Source organism: Metabacillus malikii, assembly GCF_030813355.1.
GTDB lineage: Bacteria > Bacillota > Bacilli > Bacillales > Bacillaceae > Metabacillus > Metabacillus malikii.
Genome location: NZ_JAUSUD010000008.1, coordinates 137,916 through 159,947 on the forward strand (window position 1 = coordinate 137,916; position 22,032 = coordinate 159,947).

Sequence of the window (22,032 nt, forward strand, 5' to 3'; positions counted from 1 at the left end):
CATAGAACAGCCTATTCGGGGTCATATAATTTCTTTTCATTTATACTATTTTTTCTCGTCAGTACTGTTAATTACCAGACAAGACTCTCTTTCAATAAGGGTGGTATTTACCTTTTCTACAAGCCTTTGTTGCTGTTCCTTTTCAATTGTCTCAATAAGGCATATTGTTGCTCTTTTTGCTATATCGGAAAATGAGATTTCAACTGTTGTTAGTGGTGGATTTAGATAAGAGGCAAAATAGGAATTATCAAATCCAATGATAGATAGGTCTTCTGGGATACGTAATCCTAATTCACTTATCGCTTTATATGCGCCAACTACCATTGTATCATTACATACAAAAATAGCTGTTGGAGGATTAGGCCCACTTAAAAGATATTTTACACCTTCATATCCACTACTCTCTGTAAAATCACCATGATATATAAAATTTCTTGTTAGTTCTATTCTATGTTTCATTAGCGTAACTTCAAAGCCTGCTAGCCTTTCCTTTGCAGATAATTTGTTTAAATCTCCAGTTATAATCCCGATAGAAGTATGCCCCAGTTCCAATAAGTACGATACTGCCTTAACACTTCCCTCATAATTATCCGCATTAATATATATTGCATTGTGACTTTTGTTATAAACCTCACTTGTATCAATCATTGCAATGAAATATTTTTGTTCAATGAGTTGGAATATCATCTCATTTTCTGCTTCTTGCATACCGACAAAAATGGCTCCATCAATAATCTTTTGGTAAAAAAGGCTTTGAACTTTTTTTAAATCCTCTTTTGAATAAACAATAGAGATAAGGACATAGTAATCCATTTTGTTTGCTTGGTCACTTACTGCACTAACGATAGGAGAAAAGAACGGGTTATTATGTATCAATGTATCATCCGTTGCTTTTACATGATGAAGAACCTCATTATCCTTTACATCTAATAAAATGATTGCAATCATTTTATTTTTTACACCAGCTAACCTCCGTGCTGATGCATTGGGAGCATAATTGTATTCTTCAATAGCTTTCCAAACCTTTTCTCTTGTCGATTGTGGTATATCTGGATAATTATTAATCACTCTTGATATTGTACTTCTAGATAAACCTAGAAGTTTAGCCAAGTCCTCACTGCGCATAAAAGTCTCCACCTAATTAATGATATGTATTCTATTATATTAAAAATATAATTGGAAATATACTCCTAATTCATTATATCAAAAAGAGGCCCCGCAAGGTCTTAGTAACCTTTTGGACACCCCCCGTTATATCTTATAAAGAGAATGAAGTAACTACTTTTTCAAAACTCATCCACTATTCATTCTTAAACCAAAATTCTTTTAAATTAGCTGCTCCACTCGTCGATACAATGAATATATCCTGCGTTCCCCTTGCCTTTACATCTAATGAAGGGGTACCACTCCATTGATAGTTAGACCAATCACCAGTTGCGTTATAATTTACCGATCCGATTCTTTGCCCAGTTGGACTACCTAGTCTTATATCAAAACTACCACTTTGCGGCGAGGAATAGCTAACAGCAAATGCATTATAACCTGTAGATAAATCAACATTATCAAACTTTATCCAGTTACCAGAGTGAAAAGTACCTACACCACAATTCCAAGATGTTATCCCGCTTGAATCCGTATAATCACACGCGTTTAATTGAAAATCGGGAGCAATTGAAGGAGCTGAATTTCCACCATTTGGTGTATATCGAACCCACTCATAGGAGGCGTTCGCATCTCCTCCTCCATATCTTCCTGCCCATTCATCAATGCCGTACGTATTCCACATATTCATCATGATTTTACTCGGGTTACTCGGAATGTTATTTGTAACAGTAGCTACCAAGTTTCCATTAACATACCAGCTAATATAGTCTTTCTGCCAATCAAATGCATACGTATTAAAACGATCAGCAGCATTAAATCCTAAATCATGAAGTATTTCATTCCCTCCTACACCATTTGTATAATAATTGAATTGAACCTTTGTCGTGTCATTTCCTAGAAATTCAATATCAATCTCATCCCAAGGCGCACCATTAAATGATGGACCTGTATACGTAAAGAAAGAGGAAATTACACCCGGTACATTTGCTGGTTTCATAGATACTTCATACAACCCATATCCGTAGAAATTATTCGTCGCGTACTCTGCACACTCATAATTATATGGTGCTGGGTATGAATAATTTGCACGAAGAGACAATTCCATAATACCACGATTAAAATTAACTCTATTTTTATTCCAATGACACCCAAAAAAAGTATCACCATTCCGCCAACCATCAGAAATCTGCCATTTTTGTCCATCATGACCTTCGAATGGATGATAAACTTCTTCCTCTGTTAATGGATTTTGCGCATAGCTCACCACTGTTAACGACAGCATTATTAGCGTCATTATTACAATTCTAAACAATTGGTATTTTTTAATTGTAATCACTCCTCATTTGTCATTTGTAGTAGCAAATACTTGAAATGTTTGTATACTCAGTACTCTTCTCATTTCTAAAGTAAACAAAAATACAGAGTACACGAGCTAAGAATACAAATTTCCCGATGAATCAGAACTCTACCATTGTTAGGACGTAGGCATATTATGATTTTTACATGTCTAAAAGATTTAAAACAGCCTCACTAGGTTTCTAATCTATTAGGTTGGTGCAATAACTAACGCGCGTTAGTAATGTGGAAAAAATTTTTGCATTATCTAAGTTGATAGATAACAAAAGTTATTAATTGTATTGACGATTAATAGAAAGCGCTTTCAAAGATGATACTAAACTAAATTTCTGAAAATTTCAACCATCTATCCTCCTAATTTTCCTAGTACTTTTTTCTTTGCAAATGGATTCTAAGACCGCCTCACCTCCCTTTTAAAACACCAATTGAATTTGATAATAAGTCAATGAGTCATACTGCTTAATCTATTGATAAAATTAAATCGACTAACCTTCAAATCAAGGAATAAAGTAAGAGGAGGCTATCAGTTGACAACAATAATGTAAGGAATAGAATGATAATGATAAATGAAATGAGAAAGGATAGCTAAATTGAATAACTTTTTGGAAAAACTGCACCCGTTTATTTTAAGTGATGATTTGATAGTTCAGAAGTTTGTACTTAAAGCGATAGATAAAGCATTAATAGGTAATGATATGACATTTGAACTTACTTTAAAAGCAAACGATAAAAATGTACCACACATGATGAAAAATTCAATTCTCCCTTATGCAAAAGGCTACCGTATTCAAGCGAATGGAATGCAGATGCTAGTAGACTGCATTAAGAGGAACGATGATAATCTTATCTGGTACTTATCAATATTGGATCATTGTAATCCTGAATTAATTGAAGAATATTATGAAGAAATTAAACCATATATTGATGACAACATGCAGGAAGTCCTAATGAATTCTATCATGTTAAGTCACTATTCGATCAAGGAACTAACGGAAAAACTCTCTACGGTTATTAATGAGATGGAGGAACAGAAATTTTATAACGGATCTCTCTTTAGAAAATCGAAGCAAATTATTGACACTTTAATTAAAATGAATGGACTAGAGCAAAATGAAGTCGAGAGAGCTATTCAGCAAGAGATAAATAAAAAGTACTTCTCTTATAAGGGACTCTTATCTGTTTACGCTGCTGGTGAAATGAACATACAAGCATTAGTTAACGATTTATCTAAACTTCTACCACGTAGCAATGAGGAAATTTTACTTGGGGAAATTGAAGAGGCACTAATTAAGATTGGCTCTAATGAAGTTATTACAAAAGTTGCTCCATATGTACTTAATAATGATAATTACTACTCACCCATCATTATATTAGGAAATATTAAATCGGAACATGCGATAAGAACACTATTAAACCTTTTTGACCAGGCACCTGACATTACTGCAAAAACATTAATTGCAGAGGCATTATGTTTACAATTGTCGACAGACGCTATTCCAAAAATAGCAACGTTAATTGGAGAAGGATATGATCATTCCTTCCTACCATTAGAGGATTCTCTATATGCGAATTGTGTCATAAATGGAATTGAACATCCAGAGTTACAATCATGGAAAGATATAATTGATAATAGAGAAGCTCACTATAAAAAACGGGAAGAACTGCTAAACAAAAATTCTGGAATCAATCACTTACTAACACCTAATTTCCCTATTAGCTCTAAGGTGGGGAGAAATGAACCTTGTCCTTGTGGAAGTGGGAAGAAATTCAAGAAATGCTGTGGGAAGTAGGGTTCTTGCTTTTAAATCGGAATAAGTTTCCGTACTGACCTAAACATTGGAATTTGTCATAGACCTCTGCATCCTAGAGTAGGTAAGCGTGGTCTATGACTTTCTTCAAGGAGTTTATTGTTATTTATGCTAATGGTTATGCCTCTATTTCTTTTCACACCAACTCATTCAATTAATCTGCACCTTCTTCCTTTAATATTTCCACTCACATTCCTAGGCCTTTTTCCTTCATTCTGAAACAACTGCCTTATTCACCTTTTACACTTAGAAAATTAATAAAACTTAAGTTCTTGATTCAAATGCATTAGTACTTGTTAGAGTTAAATAACAAATACCTTTTATTTAGAATAATGAATTTGAAGTTTCCTTGCATCATCATTAAAATGGGAATCAATCACCAGTATATAACCAATTTACTAAATGTTTTGAAATCTCTTGTTGACAACCTTCTAAAAAGGATTTACATTATTGATATTGATAATTATTATCAATTAATCTTAAAATAAGGAAGGATAAACATAATGATTACAAAACAAAAAATGCCTTTATTCTTAACATTACTGCTTGTGATGTTTATGATTGCTCTAGCTGGTTGTTCAAGTGAACAAACAGGTACAAAGTCTGAAACAACTTCGACTGAAGAATCTAATAAGAAAACAACGAAGTCTGATGGAACAACAACTGAATACCCAATCGTGATTAAACATGCACTTGGAGAGACAACAATTGAAAAGAAACCTGAACGCGTTGCTACGATTCAATGGTCAAATCATGACGTAGCTCTTTCACTCGGTGTAGTGCCTGTAGGTTTTTCAGCTGCTAACTATGGTGTTCAAGATGAAAGTGGTATGTTACCTTGGACTGCGGATAAGATAAAAGATCTTGGTGCAGAAACGCCAACTATCTTCCAGGATACTGACGGTTTAGATTTTGAAGCCGTTGCTGATACGAATCCAGATGTCATTCTTGCTGCATATTCAGGTATTACTCAAGAAGAATATGATACATTAAGTGAAATCGCTCCAGTTATTGCCTATCAAACTAGTCCTTGGGTAGCTTCATGGCGTGAACAAGTTACATACAATTCAATGGCTATGGGAATGGAAGAAGAAGGTAAACAACTTATTGCCGATACAGAGAAATTAATTGAAGAGAAAGTGAGTAAACACTCTGAAATTAAAGGTAAAAAAGCTGCATTCGTAAGTATGAGTGCCGATGATTTGTCTAAGTTCTATATCTACACACCAGACGATCCACGTGGTGCATTCCTTTCTGAGTTAGGAATGGAATACCCAGAAAGCATTACAAGTCAAATCACTGATCCAAATAATTTTTATCTAGAAGTAAGTGCTGAAAATGCAGATATGCTTAATGATGCTGACATTTTGATATCGTATGGTCATAAAGATACTCTAGCTGCTCTACAAGCTGATCCAATACTAGGTAAGATTCCAGCAATAGAAAGAGGTTCTATTGTCATTATTGAAGATAACACTCCTCTTGCAGCTGCAGGTACTCCAAGTCCACTCTCGATTGAATATTCAATTGATGAGTACTTAACGTTACTCTCAGAAGCTGTAAGCAAAATAAAATAAGATGAATCATACATCCGTTTCAAAAAATAAGCAGTTACTTTTACCGAAAAACTTCATAAAAGTTCTTATACTTTCTATTGTATTACTCGGTATATGTATAATAGCTTCTCTTGCTTTTGGATCTCGTATAGTTGGATGGACTGAACTAATCGATGGCCTATTCCGTCCTGAAGTTCAATCCCACGGAGCAAATGTAGTTCGTCAAAGAATCGCTCGAACTGCCTTTAGTTTGATGTGTGGTGCTGCGTTAGGGATTTCGGGGTCTCTCATGCAATCAGTTACACGTAACCCTATTGCAGACCCTAGCATTTTAGGAGTTAACACAGGAGCAGCACTATTTGTCGTTTGCGGAATATCCTTTTTTAATATAGGTACCGCTAACGAATACATTTGGCTTGCTTTAGCAGGAGCAATCATAACTGCCATTATTGTATTCGGAATTGGTTCAATGGGGAGTGGCGGTGCCACCCCCCTTAAACTCGTTTTAGCAGGTGCTGCTACGAGCGCTGCATTATCATCTCTCGTAATGGCCATCATGATTCCTCGCTCTAACGTTATGGATCAATTTAGATTTTGGCAGGTAGGTAGTGTTGGTGCAGGAGATTGGAACTCTATCTCCCTTTTTACTCCATTTCTTATTGTTGGAATATTAATTGCATTGTTCACTGCTCCAGCACTCAATGCATTAGCATTAGGTGATGAGGCTGCTAAAGGATTAGGTGTACGTACAGGAACACTTAGGCTTGTTTCTGCCTTAGGAGGAGTGCTATTGTGCGGTGCAGCTACAGCACTTGCAGGTCCTATTGGCTTTATAGGTTTATTAGCAACACATGTGATTCGACTCGTCATCGGCCCTGACTTACGATACATTATCCCAATGTCTGCGTTATCAGGTGCCATTATTTTAACAATAGCAGATGTATTCGGTCGGATTTTAGGGAGTCCTGGCGAGCTTGAAGTTGGTGTAGTTACAGCTTTTATTGGGGCACCAATTTTAATCTTAATAACTATGAAAGCGAAAATGCGTGCGTTATGATAAATGAATCTATGAATCTTATAATGATAGGTAGAATAAAAAGACGTCGCCGTTTTATCCTCGTTACTTCTTTACTTGCAACCATTGCTTTTGTACTTTGCTCTGCAATGCTTATGCTAGGAAACACGATTTATCCTGTTTCAGAGGTCATCAGAGTTCTACTAGGCGAGAAAGTAAAAGGTGCATCTTTTGCAGTAGAGACAATACGTTTCCCTAGAATGGTGGCAGGTGTTTTTTCTGGATTTGCTTTTGGGGTTGCTGGGCATATATTTCAAACAATGCTTCGTAACCCCCTAGCAAACCCAAACGTTATCGGAATAACAGCGGGGTCAAGCGCTGCTGCTGTTTTCTGTATTATCGTTCTACATGCAAGTAATGCCTTTGTTTCTATTGCCTCTATTTTTGGCGGACTTGCTACAGTAATCGTTATTTTTTTATTGTCAAAAAGTCATTCATTTTCAATTGGACGACTAATATTAATAGGAATTGGCATTCAAGCTATGCTAAATGCTGTCATATCTTATTTATTACTTATCGGTCAGCAGCATGATATCCCTACTGCCATGAGATGGCTCAGCGGCAGTTTAAACGGTGCTAAAATGGAAAATCTTTATCCTCTAATCGTTACAGTACTACTATTCACACCCATTATCATCGCTTTTGGGAAACGATTAGACATGCTAGAACTTGGAGAGCAAACAGCAACTTCACTAGGGGTTGATACTAATAAGACACGACTTGTGCTAATTATTAGTTCGGTACTTATCATTGCGTTAGCTACCTCTGCAACTGGACCTATCGCATTTGTTGCATTTCTTTCTGGACCTATCGCAAAAAGATTAGTTGGTGTTGGGATTTCAAGCATTATTCCAGCAGGTCTTGTTGGCGTCATCTTAGTTTTAGCATCAGATCTTGTAGGACAATTTGCATTCGTTGCTAGATACCCTGTAGGTGTCATTACAGGTATTCTTGGAGCACCTTACTTGATTTACTTGCTAATCCAAATGAATCGAAAGGGAGATTTATAATGAAACCAACTCATGCTTTACAAGCTGAAAGAATCAGTGCTGGATATGATAATAAAACGATATTACATGATGTAAGTCTTTCAATTCCAAGAAATAAAATAAGCATCATTATTGGTTCGAATGGTTGCGGTAAATCTACATTACTTAAAACAATGGCTAGACTTATCAAACCTACTTCTGGACAAGTGACCTTGGGAGGGAGGCCCATTCATAAAATACCACCGAAGCAATTGTCTCGTATATTAGGGCTCTTGCCTCAATCACCGATCGTCCCTGAGGGAATAACCGTTGCAGATTTAGTTGGACGAGGAAGATACCCTCATCAAACATTTTTAAAGGGCTGGACAAAAAATGATTATAAAGCCGTTGCAGAGGCAATGGAAATTATGAATATTACAGAATTTGCCGACCGGCATATTGACGAGCTTTCAGGTGGGCAAAGACAGCGTGTATGGATTGCTATGGCTTTGGCACAAAAAACAGATATACTGTTTCTTGATGAACCAACAACTTATTTAGATATTACCTATCAAGTTGAAATTCTCGACATGCTCACAGACCTTAACCGGAAATACGGAACAACGATTGTCATGGTGCTTCATGATATCAACCTGTCAGCTCGTTATGCAGACCATATTTTTGCATTGCAAAATGGAAAACTGATTGCTGAGGGAGAACCATCAGAAATTATTACAAGTACATTGATTGAAGATATTTTCGGACTCCATTGTAACGTAATAAATGACCCTGTTTCTGACTCTCCCTTTGTAGTACCAATTGGACGACACCATAATAAATTAAAGATGTATTCTTAATAAAGACTAATGTTTCAACACAAGGCCATGGTAAGTGTTCACTTTACTTCCCATGGCCTGTGTATTTCATATAGACCTAATTTCCATTAAGACAGTAATTAATGAACTAATATAAAGTCACCTATCTTAAACTTCAATTTTTCATAGTTGACAAATAATAGAATATTTGTTAATTTGTATGCAAGTAATTACTTACATACAAAGGAGTCTCACTAATGGACACAAAGGCTACCATCTTACAGGCGGCAATAGAGTTATTTAAGGAAAAAGGGTTTAAAGGAGCTACAACTCGGGCGATTGCACATAAGTCTGGAGTAAATGAAGTAACAATATTTCGCCACTTTCAAAATAAGGAAGGCTTGATTAAAGCTGCCTTCGAACAAACTTCGTATGCCCCTGCTTTATCAAATATATTCGAAAAGCATACTTCCGGGATTCTTGAACAAGATTTACTTCATTTTTCAAAAGTGTACCAAAGATTTTTGAAGGAAAATAGTGATCTAATCTTAATTAGCCTACAGGAATCCAGTATGGCAGAATACTTCGCTAAAGAGATAATCAAAATACCAAGGCAACTTAAGGAGGCATTGATTACATATTTCTCCAAGATGCAGGAAGAAGGAAAGATTATCGATACAAATCTAGAAGCTCAAGCATTGACTTTCATTTGGATAAACTTTGGTTATTTCCAATCTTCGGTTAAACATCAAGCAGAGATTACAAGTATCACTGAAGAGGAATTTTTTAATACAAGTATCTCTACTTTTGCTAGAGGCTTAACACCCTAGCATTTTATTTAACGAGAACGCAAGTAAGTACTTACTTAGTATCGGAGGAATATAGATGGATAACAAGACACAGATACCAAAAAATTTTATTTTCTCGTTTCTTTTAGGTATTCCCTTTCTTATCGCTTGGATAGGCTTTACTGCAGTAGCTGCAAAAGATGGACGAGAGCAAATAACTGATTGGTTTGACCCAATGCTAGCAGGTTTAACACTTTTGGCGATTCTAGCAATTCAACTTGTTTTTATGTTACTTTGGCCACAGTTAAAAGACTCCTACATAAAGAACGGAATTACATTTGCACTGACAGCTGCCCAATGGTTTTACATCTTTGGAGAAATTTTATCCAACACGATCACAATAGGTGAGCCGCCAAAGGATATAGGCTCCTTATTTGAAATAACAGCAGGGGTAATTTTGTTTTTCGCATCCATTACATTAATCGGTTTATATATCAAGGAACAACTTAAAAACCATATGAAAAGTCTTGGAGCAAGATTACTAATATTGCTTACTATATTCCTTTTCTTTGGCATGGTATGGTGGTTTACACATCCGATTGATCAGAGTGAACCTGGGGCGCCTTCCTATGTGGAGGGTAATCCGATATATAACTTTTTCCATGGTCTTTGGTGACCCCGATTAATTTATGTACATGTACTTAAAAGAATGATTATCTTATAGCGGATACTAGTGAGGCTGGGACAAAACAAAAAACAACCTAGCTAAATACGAACATTATTTTTAGAGGTTCAATGTTACATATTCTGTAAAGGTTGATTGGAGCTGACCTGAGAGACTCCTGCGGGATGCGTGGGAGGGGTGAGACCCCGCAGGCATTTACGCTGAGGAGTACGAAAAGTGGAGGCGGCTTGCCCATCGACGTACAAACTGGAGGGGCATCGACTGAGATAAAGGAATCACGATGAGCCGAATGGCGAACCGATGATGACTTATCGTATGGAGGTGACCTGAAGTTTGCTAACGGGTAGCCGCTGTAGCTAGACAGGCTCAGCACCCACCCCGCGGAAAGCGAGTACTGTAGCGGAAGTCAACCAGAACGTCTACCCTGTAAAAACGAATGTATAAATAGAAATATCACCTAATAGTTTGTATTTTTCTTATCTTTAAAACCTTTTGTCTCAGCCTCTTTTATATTTTTATTTATAATTGATGAAATCTATTTAACTTCAATTGTCTTTCTCTATAATTCCGTAAACTTTTCATTTAAATATTCTTTTAAGGTTCTCACGTTGTATATAACACCAAAAAACAAAAGGGAGCTGTCATGCCAGCCCCCTTGCCTAATATACATTCTTCAACATTTCCAACACCTCATCCAAGGTAAGACCAAAGGATTTATAATAGGAGGTGTCGAGTAGCATTTGCTTAAGGATCATTTCATCGCGAATTTGCAATTTCCGTTCGGAGGATAATTCAGCAACAAAACACCCTTTTCCCTTTATGGTATTGATTAATCCGCTTCTTTCTAGTTCCTCCCAAGCCTTTTTAACGGTAATCACACTGATGCTAAGCTCCTGAGCCGCTTGTCGGATCGGTGGAAGACAATAGCCGTTTTCCAACTCCCCTTTCAAAATTTGGGCGCTAATCTGCTCAAAAAGTTGTTGATAAATCGGCTTTTCAGATGCGTTTGAGATTGCAATGTTCATTAAATTTCCACTCGGGTGAATCGTTTGACAGCGAGCCGATAGGCAATGATGGAAAACGCCGCAAAGATTAAAATTCCAGCTATTAGGATGAAAATTTGGGTCGTCACTTGTTGGGCATCAGTCCCATAGAAGATACCATTCACTACCGAATTTTGAATACCAAGCCATTGGGAGATTCCGGCGAACAGCATAGCAGCCGTAACAGCATTGAAAAGCGCCCATCCGAATTTATAAGCCGTCTTATAATACATCGGGATAAAGATAAGGTTGAAAATCGCAAGCATGATAAGATTTAAGCCCCAGAAACCCATATTAGGCGGGTAGAAATAATAGGTTAGGTTCGGATATATAATCATTGAAATGGAACCGAAGATTGCGGCAATCACAATATGCAGCAGTTCAAAACCGACGATAACGGTTACCCTTGCCTTTACCATATCTCGTTTGGTGACGGGCATTACAGATGTAAACATCAAATCGTTTTGTGCTTTAAATTGGTTAAACACATTCGGAATCGTAATCCAGCAGAAGTATAACAACACAATAAAATAAATCCAACCGGGAATGAGCATTAAAGCACCAAACAAGAAAGGAAACAAGAAAAAAAACGGAGGCACAGCTAATTTAATATCTTTCACAACTAGGTTATACATACTCATCCTCCTTTTTCGCAAAATAGACCATGATTTCCTCAAGGCTCGGCGTGGCAGCCTTTATGTTCCAGGAGATATCGTAATTCTGCGCAAGTATTAAACCCGTAAATCCAAAAGAATTTATCTTATAGGAGATTAATCTGTCCTTCACTTCATTCAGTTGAGTTGCAGTACCATTTAAAAGGAGATAGGATTCTTTAAACTCTTCTTTCTCTCCACTACGGACAATTTTCCCATTTTCAATAAAGGTTATATAATCGGCACACTTCTCCAGGTCTGAAGTGATATGCGTGGAGAACAAAATACTAATCTCGCCATCGGCGACAAGCCCTTGGAAAATATCCAACATTTCGTCTCTTGCTACCGGGTCAAGCCCACTTGTTGGTTCATCGAGAATAAGAAGTTTTGCCCCATGGGACAAGGCAATGGCAATACTATATTTCACCTTCATTCCCGTCGATAATTCGGCTATCCTTTTGTTTTCATCCAACTTGAATTTCTGAAGGTAACTGCGGTACGTTTCATTATCCCAATTAGCATAAAACCTCTTAATTACATTAGTCAAGGCCTTCAATTTGCTTCGGGTATAAAAGTCCACGCCGCCCATGGCATAACCAATTTCCTGTTTCAACTCAAGTTCGTACTCAGCCATATTCCTCCCGAATATATGAATTTCTCCACTGTCCAAGTGAGTCATATTCAAAATTGTTTTTATTGTCGTCGTTTTCCCTGCACCGTTTGCACCGATAAAACCCATAATATAGCCCTTTTCCAGTTGAAACGATACATTTTTAAGTTGAAAATTGTGATAACTCTTATTTACGTTTCGAATGTCTAATGCAAGCACTTTATACATCCCTCCCTATTAAATTGTGATTATCGTATATACACAATATATATTGATTGAGTTAATTTTGTCAATACTTACCACAAAAAATATCTTAGGGAGTTATTACAATCTCACAACTTATGAGCAGTAGTCCGCGAGTAAAACACGTCACTATGCAAATGCTCTACACTTTCCCAGTGAGCGGGATTTGTCGTGTCCGGAGAGTTGTTTTTCAGAATGTCCTGGTATAAGGTTGTCTTTTCTTCCAAATAGGCAATGTGCTGTTTTGCTTCTTCAAGCTTAGCAAGCACATCTTCTTTATGATCCATCATAAGTTTGTAACGTTGAGAAATAGTCGAATCTCCTTCAAGACATAAATCAATATACATTTTAATAACATCAATTGGCATACCGAATTGCTTGAGGCATTTAATACCACGCAACCAGTTAATCGATTCTTCGTCGAACATCCGAAAGTTGTTTTGATTACGCTGTACACTTGGCACCATGCCTTTGTCAGTGTAGAAGCGCACGGCGTGGTCGGTGAGTCCCGTAATCTGGGCGGCTTCTTTAACCGTATACATTGTAAAACCCTCCCTCTATAAATGTTGATTTATCAACGGTTTGAGCCGTTGATAGGGTGTCAAAAAAATATTTTTCGACACGACTTCTAACAGTATTTTGATAATATGTGAAACTATTCCACCATATGGGTACGCTACGCGGTCACTACTGGATAATAGTGGTAAGTAATGCTAGGGAAATATACGATGCACAATGGATCTCTGCATAGCTTATGATGACGTACCCTCCCATGTCTCTGGGCATCTTTGTGCCTACATTCCTTCGTTCGGTCTAGTCATAAGGCAGAGGCTAGCGAAGCTCCTTTAGGGACTCGAGGTCGGATGGTGAAAATAGTGCCAGCTTCTCCGTGTCATCCTGTTGTCTAGGTCTTCTAAGGAAGTATAGGATTTTACATAGCCTCTGCGAGACTAGGAATATCCTTCATCATTCGCTGTGCGTCAAACGCTTTGTGCTTGGTACTGATTCCATGTAACACTTTTAATAGTTTTCCGCATAAAACCACGATGGATTGCTTCTTGCGTAATGGATTAACTGTACGAGTTGTGTAATACTCGTGTAATTTTCGAAAGGCTTCATTATGACGGATCATCGGCATCATTACTCGGAAAAGGAGGGCGCGCAGCTTTCTTCTTCCTCGTTTGGAGATGCGCTTTTGTCCTTTATGTTGACCGGAGGAATTTTCACGTAACGTTAATCCCGCGAGTTTGATTAGTTGGCGTGGATTTTCATAGTGTGAGAAGCTTCCTATTTCTGCTAAAAGATCAACAATAGTGGTATCTCCAAGTCCCGGAACCGTTGATAGGCATTCGTATTCTACAGACGTTTTTACAAGCTCAACTAAGTGCTGAGTAATGCTTTCGATATCTTTTTCTAACTGATGGTAACGGTGGACAAGTGTGACGATTTCAATACGGGCCATCTCCAGTCCTTCCGTTACTCCGATAGATTTAGATGCGACTTCAATGAGACGCACTGCTTTCGGCCTTTGGGGGGATTTGAGCCCCTCGACTTTTCGATAAAGGGATACCACTTCATCGGGTTGTTTCTGGTGAAGATCACTCGGAAATGGAGTGCATTCAAGTACAGCCAAAGCCATTTTTCCGAAAGACGGAAACACTTGAACGAACTCTGGAAAATAGCGATCTAACCATCGAATCATCATGTTTTTGACAGCTCCTAATTCCTCTGTCAACCTACTTCTAAATGTTGAACCAACACGAAGTTCGGCCTCCATATCTTTCAAGATCCGAGGATAGCTGAAACGTCCATCTTTTAAAAGACGAGCGATCACTAGTGCATCTTTGCGGTCATGTTTGGTTGGAAGATTATCGTCCAACTCCTTTGACCGTTTGACATGCATAGGATTTACCATGGCCAAGGGGATGCCCCTTTCCTCAAGGAAGTAGGCCAAATTGAGCCAATAATGGCCCGTAGGTTCAATTCCAACGATGACTTCGTTTTTTTCATTTTCCTTCATCGCCGCTAGAATCCTTTGATAGAAAAGCTCAAAACCATTTCCAGATTGAGATACAGAGAAAGATTTTTGGAGCACTCGTCCACGGTCATCCACAAAGCAAGCATAGTGTGTGCGCTTGGCAATGTCGATTCCGACAACAAGTGTTTTTTCGGTGACTTGATTTATTTTCTGATTTTGTTTAAAATCCATTTTGGAGTCCTCCTTGGTTAACTAATTTAGGGGTCAATTCTGCAGATTTGACACCCCGTATCATACCAAGAGGGCTCTTTTTTGTTCAAGTCCCCGAAAATCCTTCTAACAGGAATGCTCCTTATAAAAAATAGTAACAACCTCTTGCCTTCGTGTAACACGAAGGAACTATGCTTATTGTAGTGCAATACGGTAACAGGTTGAATCCTGCTTCAGTCCCTACTTCAAGGATATATGCCGGTTGCTTAAACATTTAAACAATAGGAGGAAATTTCTATGCAAACTGTAACGTTGAACAACGGTGTAAAAATGCCAATTTTAGGCTTCGGTGTCTATCAGATTCCCGATTCAGAAGAATGCGAAAATGCGGTATATGAAGCGTTGTCTGCAGGTTACCGCTTGATTGACACTGCCGCTGGTTATCTTAATGAGGAAGCAGTTGGTCGCGCGATTAGGCGTAGCGGCATACCGCGTGAGGAGTTGTTTATCACAACCAAGATTTGGGTTCAGGATGCTGGTTACGAGAACGCCAAACTAGCATTTGCTAAATCCCTGAAGAAGCTACAGCTCGACTATCTCGATTTGTACTTGATTCACCAACCCTTTGGCGATTACTACGGTACTTGGCGCGCGATGGAAGAGCTGTACCTTGAAGGCAAAATCAAGTCGATCGGGGTCAGCAACTTCATGCCTGATCGTCTGATGGACCTCATCGTTCATAACGAAATCGTACCTGCCGTCAATCAGATTGAAACACACCCTTTCTACCAGCAGACAAAGAGCGCTGCTTTCTTGAAGGAGCAAGGCGTTCAACACCAGTCATGGGCACCGTTTGCTGAAGGGCGCAATAACCTGTTTAGTAACGAAGTGCTGAACTCACTCGCAGAAAAACACAACAAATCCGTCGCCCAAATTGTACTGCGTTGGCTTATTCAGCGAGAGGTTGTTGCCATTCCAAAATCGGTACGCAAAGAACGTATTCTCGAAAACTTCGACATATTCGATTTTGCGTTGAGCGCAGACGATATGGCGCACATTTCCGCCCTCGATACGCGGGAGAGCCTATTCTTGTCCTACCGCGATCCAGAAGTTGCCAAAATGATGGGTAATTGGAAAGTTGAGCTGTAAACCTTGGTCATTTTGTCCATTAGGAAAGGACAGAGCGGTTGTCTCTGTCCTTTTTGTCTGGTTCAATTAATCTAACGTTTTGCTCATCAAGATTTATATCGCTACCCTGAATTTCACATGTAGTGAGCAATTACATTCTAAACAAAATATTAGTATTACATCCTTTTATTCCATTTGTGGCAAGTTTCACCGTCCATCCTTATGCATTAAGAACAAACAATTATCTGACGGATAAACTTCCCCTTTGCAACCTCACATCGATCTTCTATTTCAAAACCAACTTCGTTAAGTATTCCATCTATATCTTCAGTTGTCACAATGACCATTTTTTTTGCGAAGCCACGTGCACTTTGAAGCATTTCAAATTTTTCCTTATCTGAAACAACTGAGCAAAGGTTATAAGGCATGTCGATAATCGCCACTTCATACTTTTCTGTTATGTCCCTGATATCCCTTAAAAATACAGGTCCAGAAAGTCCAAAATGCTTAAGATTTTCACGGATTCCTTTCATCACTAAAGGGTTGAAATCACTACCTGTAATATCTACTCCCATTGACAGGGCCTCTATCAATACTGTCCCAATGCCACAGCATGGATCAATCGCTTTAACACCTGCTAATTTTGGAACTGCAATATTCACGAGTGCTCTGGCCACTCGGGTTGGTAGTGCAGTTGAGTAATTATGGGGCTTTTGTTGATGTTTCAACCAAGTGCCTTGATTTTCCGAATAGTACCCAAAAAACCATTTCCCTTTAACTTTGGTAATTGCAAAAACTATCTCAGGTTGACCAAGATTCGCTACACCTGGGATGAAATATGCAACTTGTCTCGCAATCCTTTTCCTTTCCTTAAACCCCAATTTATCTTGGTCACCTATATCTCGATAATTGATTCCGATTACCTTGAAAGTATCTTCCAATAGGGGCATTTCCCGAATGTTTTTTATTAATTCCTCTATGGTATCACAGCTAAAAAGAATTTCTATTTTTTCCTTTATAAAAGGGCTCCTACTTGGATCTATATTAATCTTGCTCTCTAAGACAAATGAATGTAGGTTGGAGCGAAACAGTGAACGAACTTCCAATTCACATAAATAATGTTCTTCTTCAGCATAATTGAATGTATATAAATAATTGTGTGATACCAAAGTATTTTCGCTCAAGCTCTTTCTCCTCCTCTTCTTGGATAAGCCTTGAGTTATTCAACCACTTACTTTAATAAATCCCAACTAAGTGTATGGATACTTATTCCTATTTTATAGCTTCTTACTTAAAAACCCACTTCATTCTCTTAGAAAGACCCCACTGTAGAGTTCACTGCACCTTCTTCAGGCTTACTCATCATACTAGGAGGTTAATTACTTCTAAATTTAAAACAAACAATACTAAAATTAATTAAGTCCTATAATAAACCGTCCTCTTTAGCATATTGCTTAAATGTTTCTCCTAATTCCTCTTTATGATTGTTTATTTCCATTTCGCAAATTGCCAAGGACTGATATATCCTTTCTAAAATAGACGCAAGTTTTTCTTCGCCATTCTTTTTATCATTGTTATTATTGAAATTTTCAACGACATCATGTAATTGTTTTTGAAATGTTCTTATATCTGCTGTGAGTATGGTTACATAATGGTACACTAGCCCATTCGCATGCGCTGCTTTCCCTTCAAATCGATTACAAACAATCTCCAAATCAGGTTTATGTTGATCTTGAATTTTTTTGTAATCTTCTTTTACATCAAACTTAACACTAACTGCTTTGAATTTTTTTGTATGAGAGTATTCAACTATATTCTTCTTATACTGATTTAAGTAGTCCCTAAATTTTTTGATTTCATATGAAATTGAGTTAATTTCTAGTACTGTTGAACCGAAACCTTGAATGAACTGATCTTTATCTTGCTGATGCATAGTATATTGGATTTCTTTTTGTGAAAATCTAACTGATAAAAGTACCCCTACCAATGTAATAATTCCACCAAATACTGCCCCCCAAAAAGCTAAGATATCAACTGTTGAAGCCTTTGCTGGTTCTCCAATTATAGGAGGCCAAATGACTTTATAATAGAATGGTAAGAGAATAACCACCAAAACTAAAAGAAATGTAAATAGCATAATCAAAATACTTACAATAGTTGATTTTCCTTGCTTATTCTTCTTCATACATTACCTCCAATAATAAAACACCGTCACTTAGTTTGCAGTGTCATAGTTACAAATACCCAAACATTTAATAAGTATATTATACTAGTTATCTAAGAATTAAACAGTATGTATCCCCGCTTATTGAAGATTTCTATGAGACTACGCAGTAGATGTTTTGGAAGGTAGTAAATAATGAAAAAATGATAATTAAAAGATATTTTATATTTAATCACAATCCTAATAGAAATCTTTCTCAAAAAATAGAATGACAATGGTTTAAGTAACAATAAGTAATATAGGACGTAGAGAAATACTTATCCATACTTTAAATGAGCAAAAAATTATTGGGGAATTTTTAATAAGATTAAAAGAAAATAATTCATGTAAAAAATGCTTATCTAGTCAAAACAGCACCTTCCACAAATAATGAAATGGTGCTGTTACTGTTTTTCTAAAAGATGCATATTATTTATGGTACGGTTCTCCATAATAAGTATAAGTGCGGTTTTTTTCGTCTACGTTTATAATAAATAAAAGGTAGTGATAGCATGCTTGAAAAAAACATTGAAAATCAGCTAATAAATTTAATTCAAACTAAGGTAAATCCGGATTTTATTATATTGTTCGGTTCATTTGCAAAGGGAACAAATTGTGATGATAGCGATATCGACTTAGCATATTTCAGCAAAGAGCTGTTATCATCGGATGAACGTTTTATGCTTACAGGCGAACTCGCTGAGATAGCTGGACAAGAAGTTGATTTAGTGGATCTCAAACAAATTGATACAGTGTTTACGTTACAGATATTTTCACAAGGAATACCTCTATATATTCAAGATGAAAATGAATTTACTCGTCAAAAAATGCGGGCATATAGTATGTATGCAACTTTAAATGAACAACGTGCAGGCATAATTGAAAGTATTAAAGAACGGGGAAGTGTTTTTGGCGATGAATGATGTCATTTTAAACAAAGTAACTACAATTGAGCGTTGTGTCAATCGTATTCATGAAGTATATGAAGGTAATGCTGAGAATCTAAAGGATTTTACGAAGCAAGACAGTATTATTTTAAATATTCATCGTGCATGTGAAGCAAGTATTGATTTAGCAATGCATGTTGTAAGCGAAAGAAAACTTGGCGTCCCAAAAACGAGCCGTGAAGGATTTAAGTTACTGCAAGAAGCAGGTTTAATTGAGGCACATTTAGCGAAAACGCTTATGAATATGGTAGGTTTTCGTAGTATCGCCGTTCATGACTACCAAGCACTAGAACTTGAAATTTTAGAAGCAATTCTAGAAAAGCATATTGATGATTTTAAAGATTTTACGAAAGTAATATTACAACTTGAAGCATAACTATTATAAGTTAAATGAGGTTTTTTAATACTTCTTTCAAAAATTCTGTTACTTTGCAATATAGCCGCCCTCAACAAGAAGTGTTGTACCGTTCACAAAACTAGCATCATCGCTTGCTAAGAAAAAAACTGCCTTCGCTATTTCTTCAGGTTTTCCTAGTCTGCCTTGTGGATGAAGAGACGCTAAATATTCTTTCGTTTGGGAATCGACATTTGTGAGTAAGTCCTTGTCCCCGGTTAGCACTTAAGCCATAATGGGACTAAGTCATCTTCGTTTTTAAGGATTCTTCTGTATAAAATATTTAGGTTTCGATATAGTTGTAGAATAAGTGTAATTAAAGAGGTTGTTCAAAAAGAATTCTTAACACTTCAATTTATTCATCAATTGAAAACTATCTATTTTTGTGCTATGTTTTCTTTATTACTTTGTTATATGAAATCCATTTCGTTTGTTCTGTTTAAAATACATGTGTTTACTGTATATTTATACTTTGTTTTTGACATCTAAAGAATAATCGCACCAAAAGACGAGTGGAGAGATAAGTATGGAAAGAAGTAAAAAATTCCTTTTATTATTGTTTCTGATGGTGTTTACTTGTTTGACAGTTGCTCCAACTGTTAATTTTGCAGTTCATGGTAATGAGATAACAGCAAAAAATGGGGTACTTGATTTACGTGATATAAATTTTGAAGAACACAATTATGTAGAGATGAGTGGGGAGTGGGGTTTATATTGGCATAAATTCCTCAAACCAGAAAAAGTACCGGATAATCCTTCAACTTTTGTTTCATTTCCTCATATGTGGATGGGTTCTGAAATAAACAATGAGACATTACCAGGTGAGGGACATGCCACATATACACTTAAAATAAAAGTAAATGAGGAGAGCTTATCAACTCCTAAGGGCCTTTATATACCGCTTATTTCGAATGCATCGAAACTATGGATCAATGGGAAATTAGTGAGTCAAATTGGTGAAATTGGTATGAGTTCAAAAGATGAACGTCCAACCTATAATCCACAAGTCATCACTCTTGATTTAGATAAGCCAGAATTTGATCTAGTTTTACAGGTTTCTAATTACTCTGAACGAAACGGTGGAATTTGGGGAGAGTTTTTGTTCGGAAATGCAGAAGAATTAATAAGTATGGCTGAGAAACGAATGCTTAAAGAAATGTTTATTATTGGTGGTTTAACTATTTTCGGATTTTACCATTTTGTTATTTATATTCTACGTAGAACAGATCGAGCTGCTCTCTATTTTGGGATTCTTTGTTTACTAATTGCTCTTCGCTCGCTGGTAGTTGGCGAGGTAGTTTTAACCGATCTACTCCCTAATTTCTCTTGGGAATGGCACAGAAAAATCGAATATTGGACGATTTCAATCGCGTTTCCAGTATTTTTATTGTTTCTTAATGCAATGTTTCTTAACTATATTAAAAAATCCGTTTTACAAATATCCTTTTTTATAAGTTTACTTTATTCTTTATTTGCCTTGTTTACACCTGCTAAAGTTTTTTCGTATACGATTAACTTTTATCAACTGATTATGACAGCGATGATGTTGTATGTACTTTTTGAATTGACCAAAGCGTGGAAGCGAAATGTTCCAGGTGTAAAGGTTTTATTAATCTCAACCGTCATTTTTACTTGTACAGCCTTAAATGATGTCCTTTATTACAATGAATGGATTCATACAGGTGATTTTACAAGTGTTGGATTATATATCTTTATCTTTGCTCAGTCCATCGTTCTTGCTATTAAATATGCATCTACCTTTCAAAAAGTTGAAACCCTGTCTATTCGTTTAGGAGAACTAAATAACACCCTTGAGGAAAAAGTGCAAATAAGAACTTCTCAACTGGAGCGATCCCAAAATGAACTAAAACAACTGAATCAGAAGCTCGAAATTCTTTCAAACATTGATACTCTAACAAATGTTCCGAATAGACGGTCACTCAACCAAAATTATGAAGAGGTTTGGGAGATGAACAAGGATTTATTGAAACCAATTACGGTATTTATGATCGATATAGATTGTTTTAAGCTTTTTAATGATACGTATGGTCATCAAAAAGGGGATGAGGTGCTAAAATTAGTTGCTCAATCATTGAAAAATAGATTGGATATGGTTGGAGGGTTCTTTGCAAGGTATGGCGGAGAAGAATTCTTTGCTTTATTAGATGGGAAATCCGTTGAAGAAGCCGTTGATATAGCTAAAGATATGAATGATGTCATTCATAAATTAAAAATCCAACATAAAACTTCAACGGTTACAGATACAGTAACAATTAGTATCGGAATTGCCCATTCTACTTCTGCAAATCTAGTAGAAAAAGATCAACTAATTAGTAAGGCTGACGAAGCTCTTTATCGTTCAAAACAAATTGGCAGAGATTCCATATCATTGTTTTATCAGAATGAAATTAAACATCTGTAAGCATCTCGATATTGTGGAGAAAATCTAACATAACAGACTAAATTAT

The 22,032-nt window shown here is 36.8% G+C and carries 20 protein-coding genes and 2 pseudogenes; 11 read left to right on the top strand and 11 right to left on the bottom strand.

Annotation, left to right across the window (positions count from 1 at the left end; translation table 11 throughout):
- Nucleotides 1-45: 45 nt before the first annotated feature.
- From J2S19_RS10120 to J2S19_RS23785, 3 genes and pseudogenes are all read right to left on the bottom strand, one after another.
- Nucleotides 46-1,125: a LacI family DNA-binding transcriptional regulator gene (locus tag J2S19_RS10120; RefSeq protein ID WP_307341008.1), complete on the bottom strand. Its 1,080-nt coding sequence runs from the start codon at nt 1,123-1,125 to the stop codon at nt 46-48.
- Nucleotides 1,126-1,300: 175 nt separating this feature from the next.
- Nucleotides 1,301-1,672, bottom strand: a complete 372-nt coding sequence (locus J2S19_RS23780) for a carbohydrate-binding protein (RefSeq protein WP_442405743.1) — start codon at nt 1,670-1,672, stop codon at nt 1,301-1,303.
- A gap of 21 nt (nt 1,673-1,693) precedes the next feature.
- A pseudogene (locus J2S19_RS23785) lies at nt 1,694-2,398 on the bottom strand (glycoside hydrolase family 16 protein); the annotation flags it as partial.
- A gap of 652 nt (nt 2,399-3,050) precedes the next feature.
- Here J2S19_RS23785 and J2S19_RS10130 point away from each other — a divergent pair.
- The 7 genes from J2S19_RS10130 to J2S19_RS10160 all read left to right on the top strand — a co-directional run bounded on the left by J2S19_RS10130 (nt 3,051) and on the right by J2S19_RS10160 (nt 10,146).
- Nucleotides 3,051-4,250, top strand: a complete 1,200-nt coding sequence (locus J2S19_RS10130) for an SEC-C metal-binding domain-containing protein (protein WP_307341011.1) — start codon at nt 3,051-3,053, stop codon at nt 4,248-4,250.
- A gap of 521 nt (nt 4,251-4,771) precedes the next feature.
- Nucleotides 4,772-5,845 (top strand): iron-siderophore ABC transporter substrate-binding protein, encoded by a 1,074-nt coding sequence (locus J2S19_RS10135; RefSeq protein WP_307341017.1) that lies wholly within the window; start codon nt 4,772-4,774, stop codon nt 5,843-5,845.
- A 1-nt stretch (nt 5,846) separates the two neighbouring features.
- Nucleotides 5,847-6,881, top strand: coding sequence for a FecCD family ABC transporter permease (locus J2S19_RS10140; RefSeq protein ID WP_307341020.1), 1,035 nt, complete (start codon nt 5,847-5,849; stop codon nt 6,879-6,881).
- Nucleotides 6,878-7,909: a FecCD family ABC transporter permease gene (locus J2S19_RS10145; protein WP_307341023.1), complete on the top strand. Its 1,032-nt coding sequence runs from the start codon at nt 6,878-6,880 to the stop codon at nt 7,907-7,909. The genes J2S19_RS10140 and J2S19_RS10145 overlap by 4 nt, the downstream gene beginning before the upstream one ends.
- Entirely contained in the window at nt 7,909-8,724 is an 816-nt protein-coding gene (locus J2S19_RS10150) for an ABC transporter ATP-binding protein (protein ID WP_307341027.1), read from the top strand. The genes J2S19_RS10145 and J2S19_RS10150 overlap by 1 nt, the downstream gene beginning before the upstream one ends.
- A gap of 215 nt (nt 8,725-8,939) precedes the next feature.
- A complete protein-coding gene (locus J2S19_RS10155) occupies nt 8,940-9,512 on the top strand; it encodes a TetR/AcrR family transcriptional regulator (RefSeq protein WP_307341029.1) in 573 nt (190 codons plus the stop codon).
- 55 nt (nt 9,513-9,567) lie between these two features.
- Complete coding sequence (locus J2S19_RS10160) at nt 9,568-10,146, top strand: hypothetical protein (RefSeq protein ID WP_307341031.1); 579 nt, start codon at nt 9,568-9,570, stop codon at nt 10,144-10,146.
- A 668-nt stretch (nt 10,147-10,814) separates the two neighbouring features.
- Here J2S19_RS10160 and J2S19_RS10165 read toward each other — a convergent pair.
- The 5 genes from J2S19_RS10165 to J2S19_RS10185 form a co-directional block, all read right to left on the bottom strand.
- A complete protein-coding gene (locus J2S19_RS10165; RefSeq protein ID WP_307341035.1) occupies nt 10,815-11,180 on the bottom strand; it encodes a GntR family transcriptional regulator in 366 nt (121 codons plus the stop codon).
- Nucleotides 11,180-11,833, bottom strand: coding sequence for an ABC-2 transporter permease (locus J2S19_RS10170; RefSeq protein ID WP_307341037.1), 654 nt, complete (start codon nt 11,831-11,833; stop codon nt 11,180-11,182). Before J2S19_RS10170 ends, J2S19_RS10165 begins: the two co-directional genes overlap by 1 nt.
- Nucleotides 11,826-12,680 carry an ABC transporter ATP-binding protein gene (locus tag J2S19_RS10175; RefSeq protein ID WP_307341039.1) on the bottom strand — a complete coding sequence of 285 codons (855 nt, stop codon included), beginning with the start codon at nt 12,678-12,680 and terminating at the stop codon, nt 11,826-11,828. The genes J2S19_RS10170 and J2S19_RS10175 overlap by 8 nt, the downstream gene beginning before the upstream one ends.
- A 113-nt stretch (nt 12,681-12,793) precedes the next feature.
- The gene (locus tag J2S19_RS10180; RefSeq protein WP_307341041.1) at nt 12,794-13,246 is read right to left on the bottom strand and encodes a MerR family transcriptional regulator; all 453 of its coding nucleotides are present in this window, start codon (nt 13,244-13,246) and stop codon (nt 12,794-12,796) included.
- Between the two features lie 389 nt (nt 13,247-13,635).
- Nucleotides 13,636-14,913: an IS110 family RNA-guided transposase gene (locus tag J2S19_RS10185; protein ID WP_307341043.1), complete on the bottom strand. Its 1,278-nt coding sequence runs from the start codon at nt 14,911-14,913 to the stop codon at nt 13,636-13,638.
- A 276-nt stretch (nt 14,914-15,189) separates the two neighbouring features.
- On the opposite strand from J2S19_RS10185, the gene J2S19_RS10190 reads away from it, so the two are divergent.
- On the top strand, nt 15,190-16,041 hold the full coding sequence (locus J2S19_RS10190) for an aldo/keto reductase (RefSeq protein WP_307341045.1): 852 nt from the start codon (nt 15,190-15,192) through the stop codon (nt 16,039-16,041).
- 206 nt (nt 16,042-16,247) lie between these two features.
- On the opposite strand, the gene J2S19_RS10195 is transcribed toward J2S19_RS10190, so the two are convergent.
- Both J2S19_RS10195 and J2S19_RS10200 read right to left on the bottom strand, forming a co-directional pair.
- Complete coding sequence (locus J2S19_RS10195; RefSeq protein WP_307341047.1) at nt 16,248-17,204, bottom strand: TRM11 family SAM-dependent methyltransferase; 957 nt, start codon at nt 17,202-17,204, stop codon at nt 16,248-16,250.
- A 239-nt stretch (nt 17,205-17,443) separates the two neighbouring features.
- Nucleotides 17,444-18,205 (bottom strand): hypothetical protein, encoded by a 762-nt coding sequence (locus tag J2S19_RS10200; protein WP_307341050.1) that lies wholly within the window; start codon nt 18,203-18,205, stop codon nt 17,444-17,446.
- Between the two features lie 530 nt (nt 18,206-18,735).
- On the opposite strand from J2S19_RS10200, the gene mntA reads away from it, so the two are divergent.
- Nucleotides 18,736-19,146 (top strand): type VII toxin-antitoxin system MntA family adenylyltransferase antitoxin, encoded by a 411-nt coding sequence (gene mntA, locus J2S19_RS10205; RefSeq protein WP_307341053.1) that lies wholly within the window; start codon nt 18,736-18,738, stop codon nt 19,144-19,146.
- Nucleotides 19,139-19,546, top strand: coding sequence for a type VII toxin-antitoxin system HepT family RNase toxin (hepT, locus tag J2S19_RS10210; RefSeq protein WP_307341078.1), 408 nt, complete (start codon nt 19,139-19,141; stop codon nt 19,544-19,546). The genes mntA and hepT overlap by 8 nt, the downstream gene beginning before the upstream one ends.
- Before the next feature lie 48 nt (nt 19,547-19,594).
- On the opposite strand, the pseudogene J2S19_RS10215 reads toward hepT, so the two are convergent.
- Nucleotides 19,595-19,777 (bottom strand): annotated as a pseudogene (locus J2S19_RS10215) (SDR family oxidoreductase); the annotation flags it as partial.
- Between the two features lie 313 nt (nt 19,778-20,090).
- Here J2S19_RS10215 and J2S19_RS10220 point away from each other — a divergent pair.
- Nucleotides 20,091-21,986, top strand: coding sequence for a sensor domain-containing diguanylate cyclase (locus J2S19_RS10220; RefSeq protein WP_307341055.1), 1,896 nt, complete (start codon nt 20,091-20,093; stop codon nt 21,984-21,986).
- The last annotated feature ends 46 nt before the right edge of the window (nt 21,987-22,032 follow it).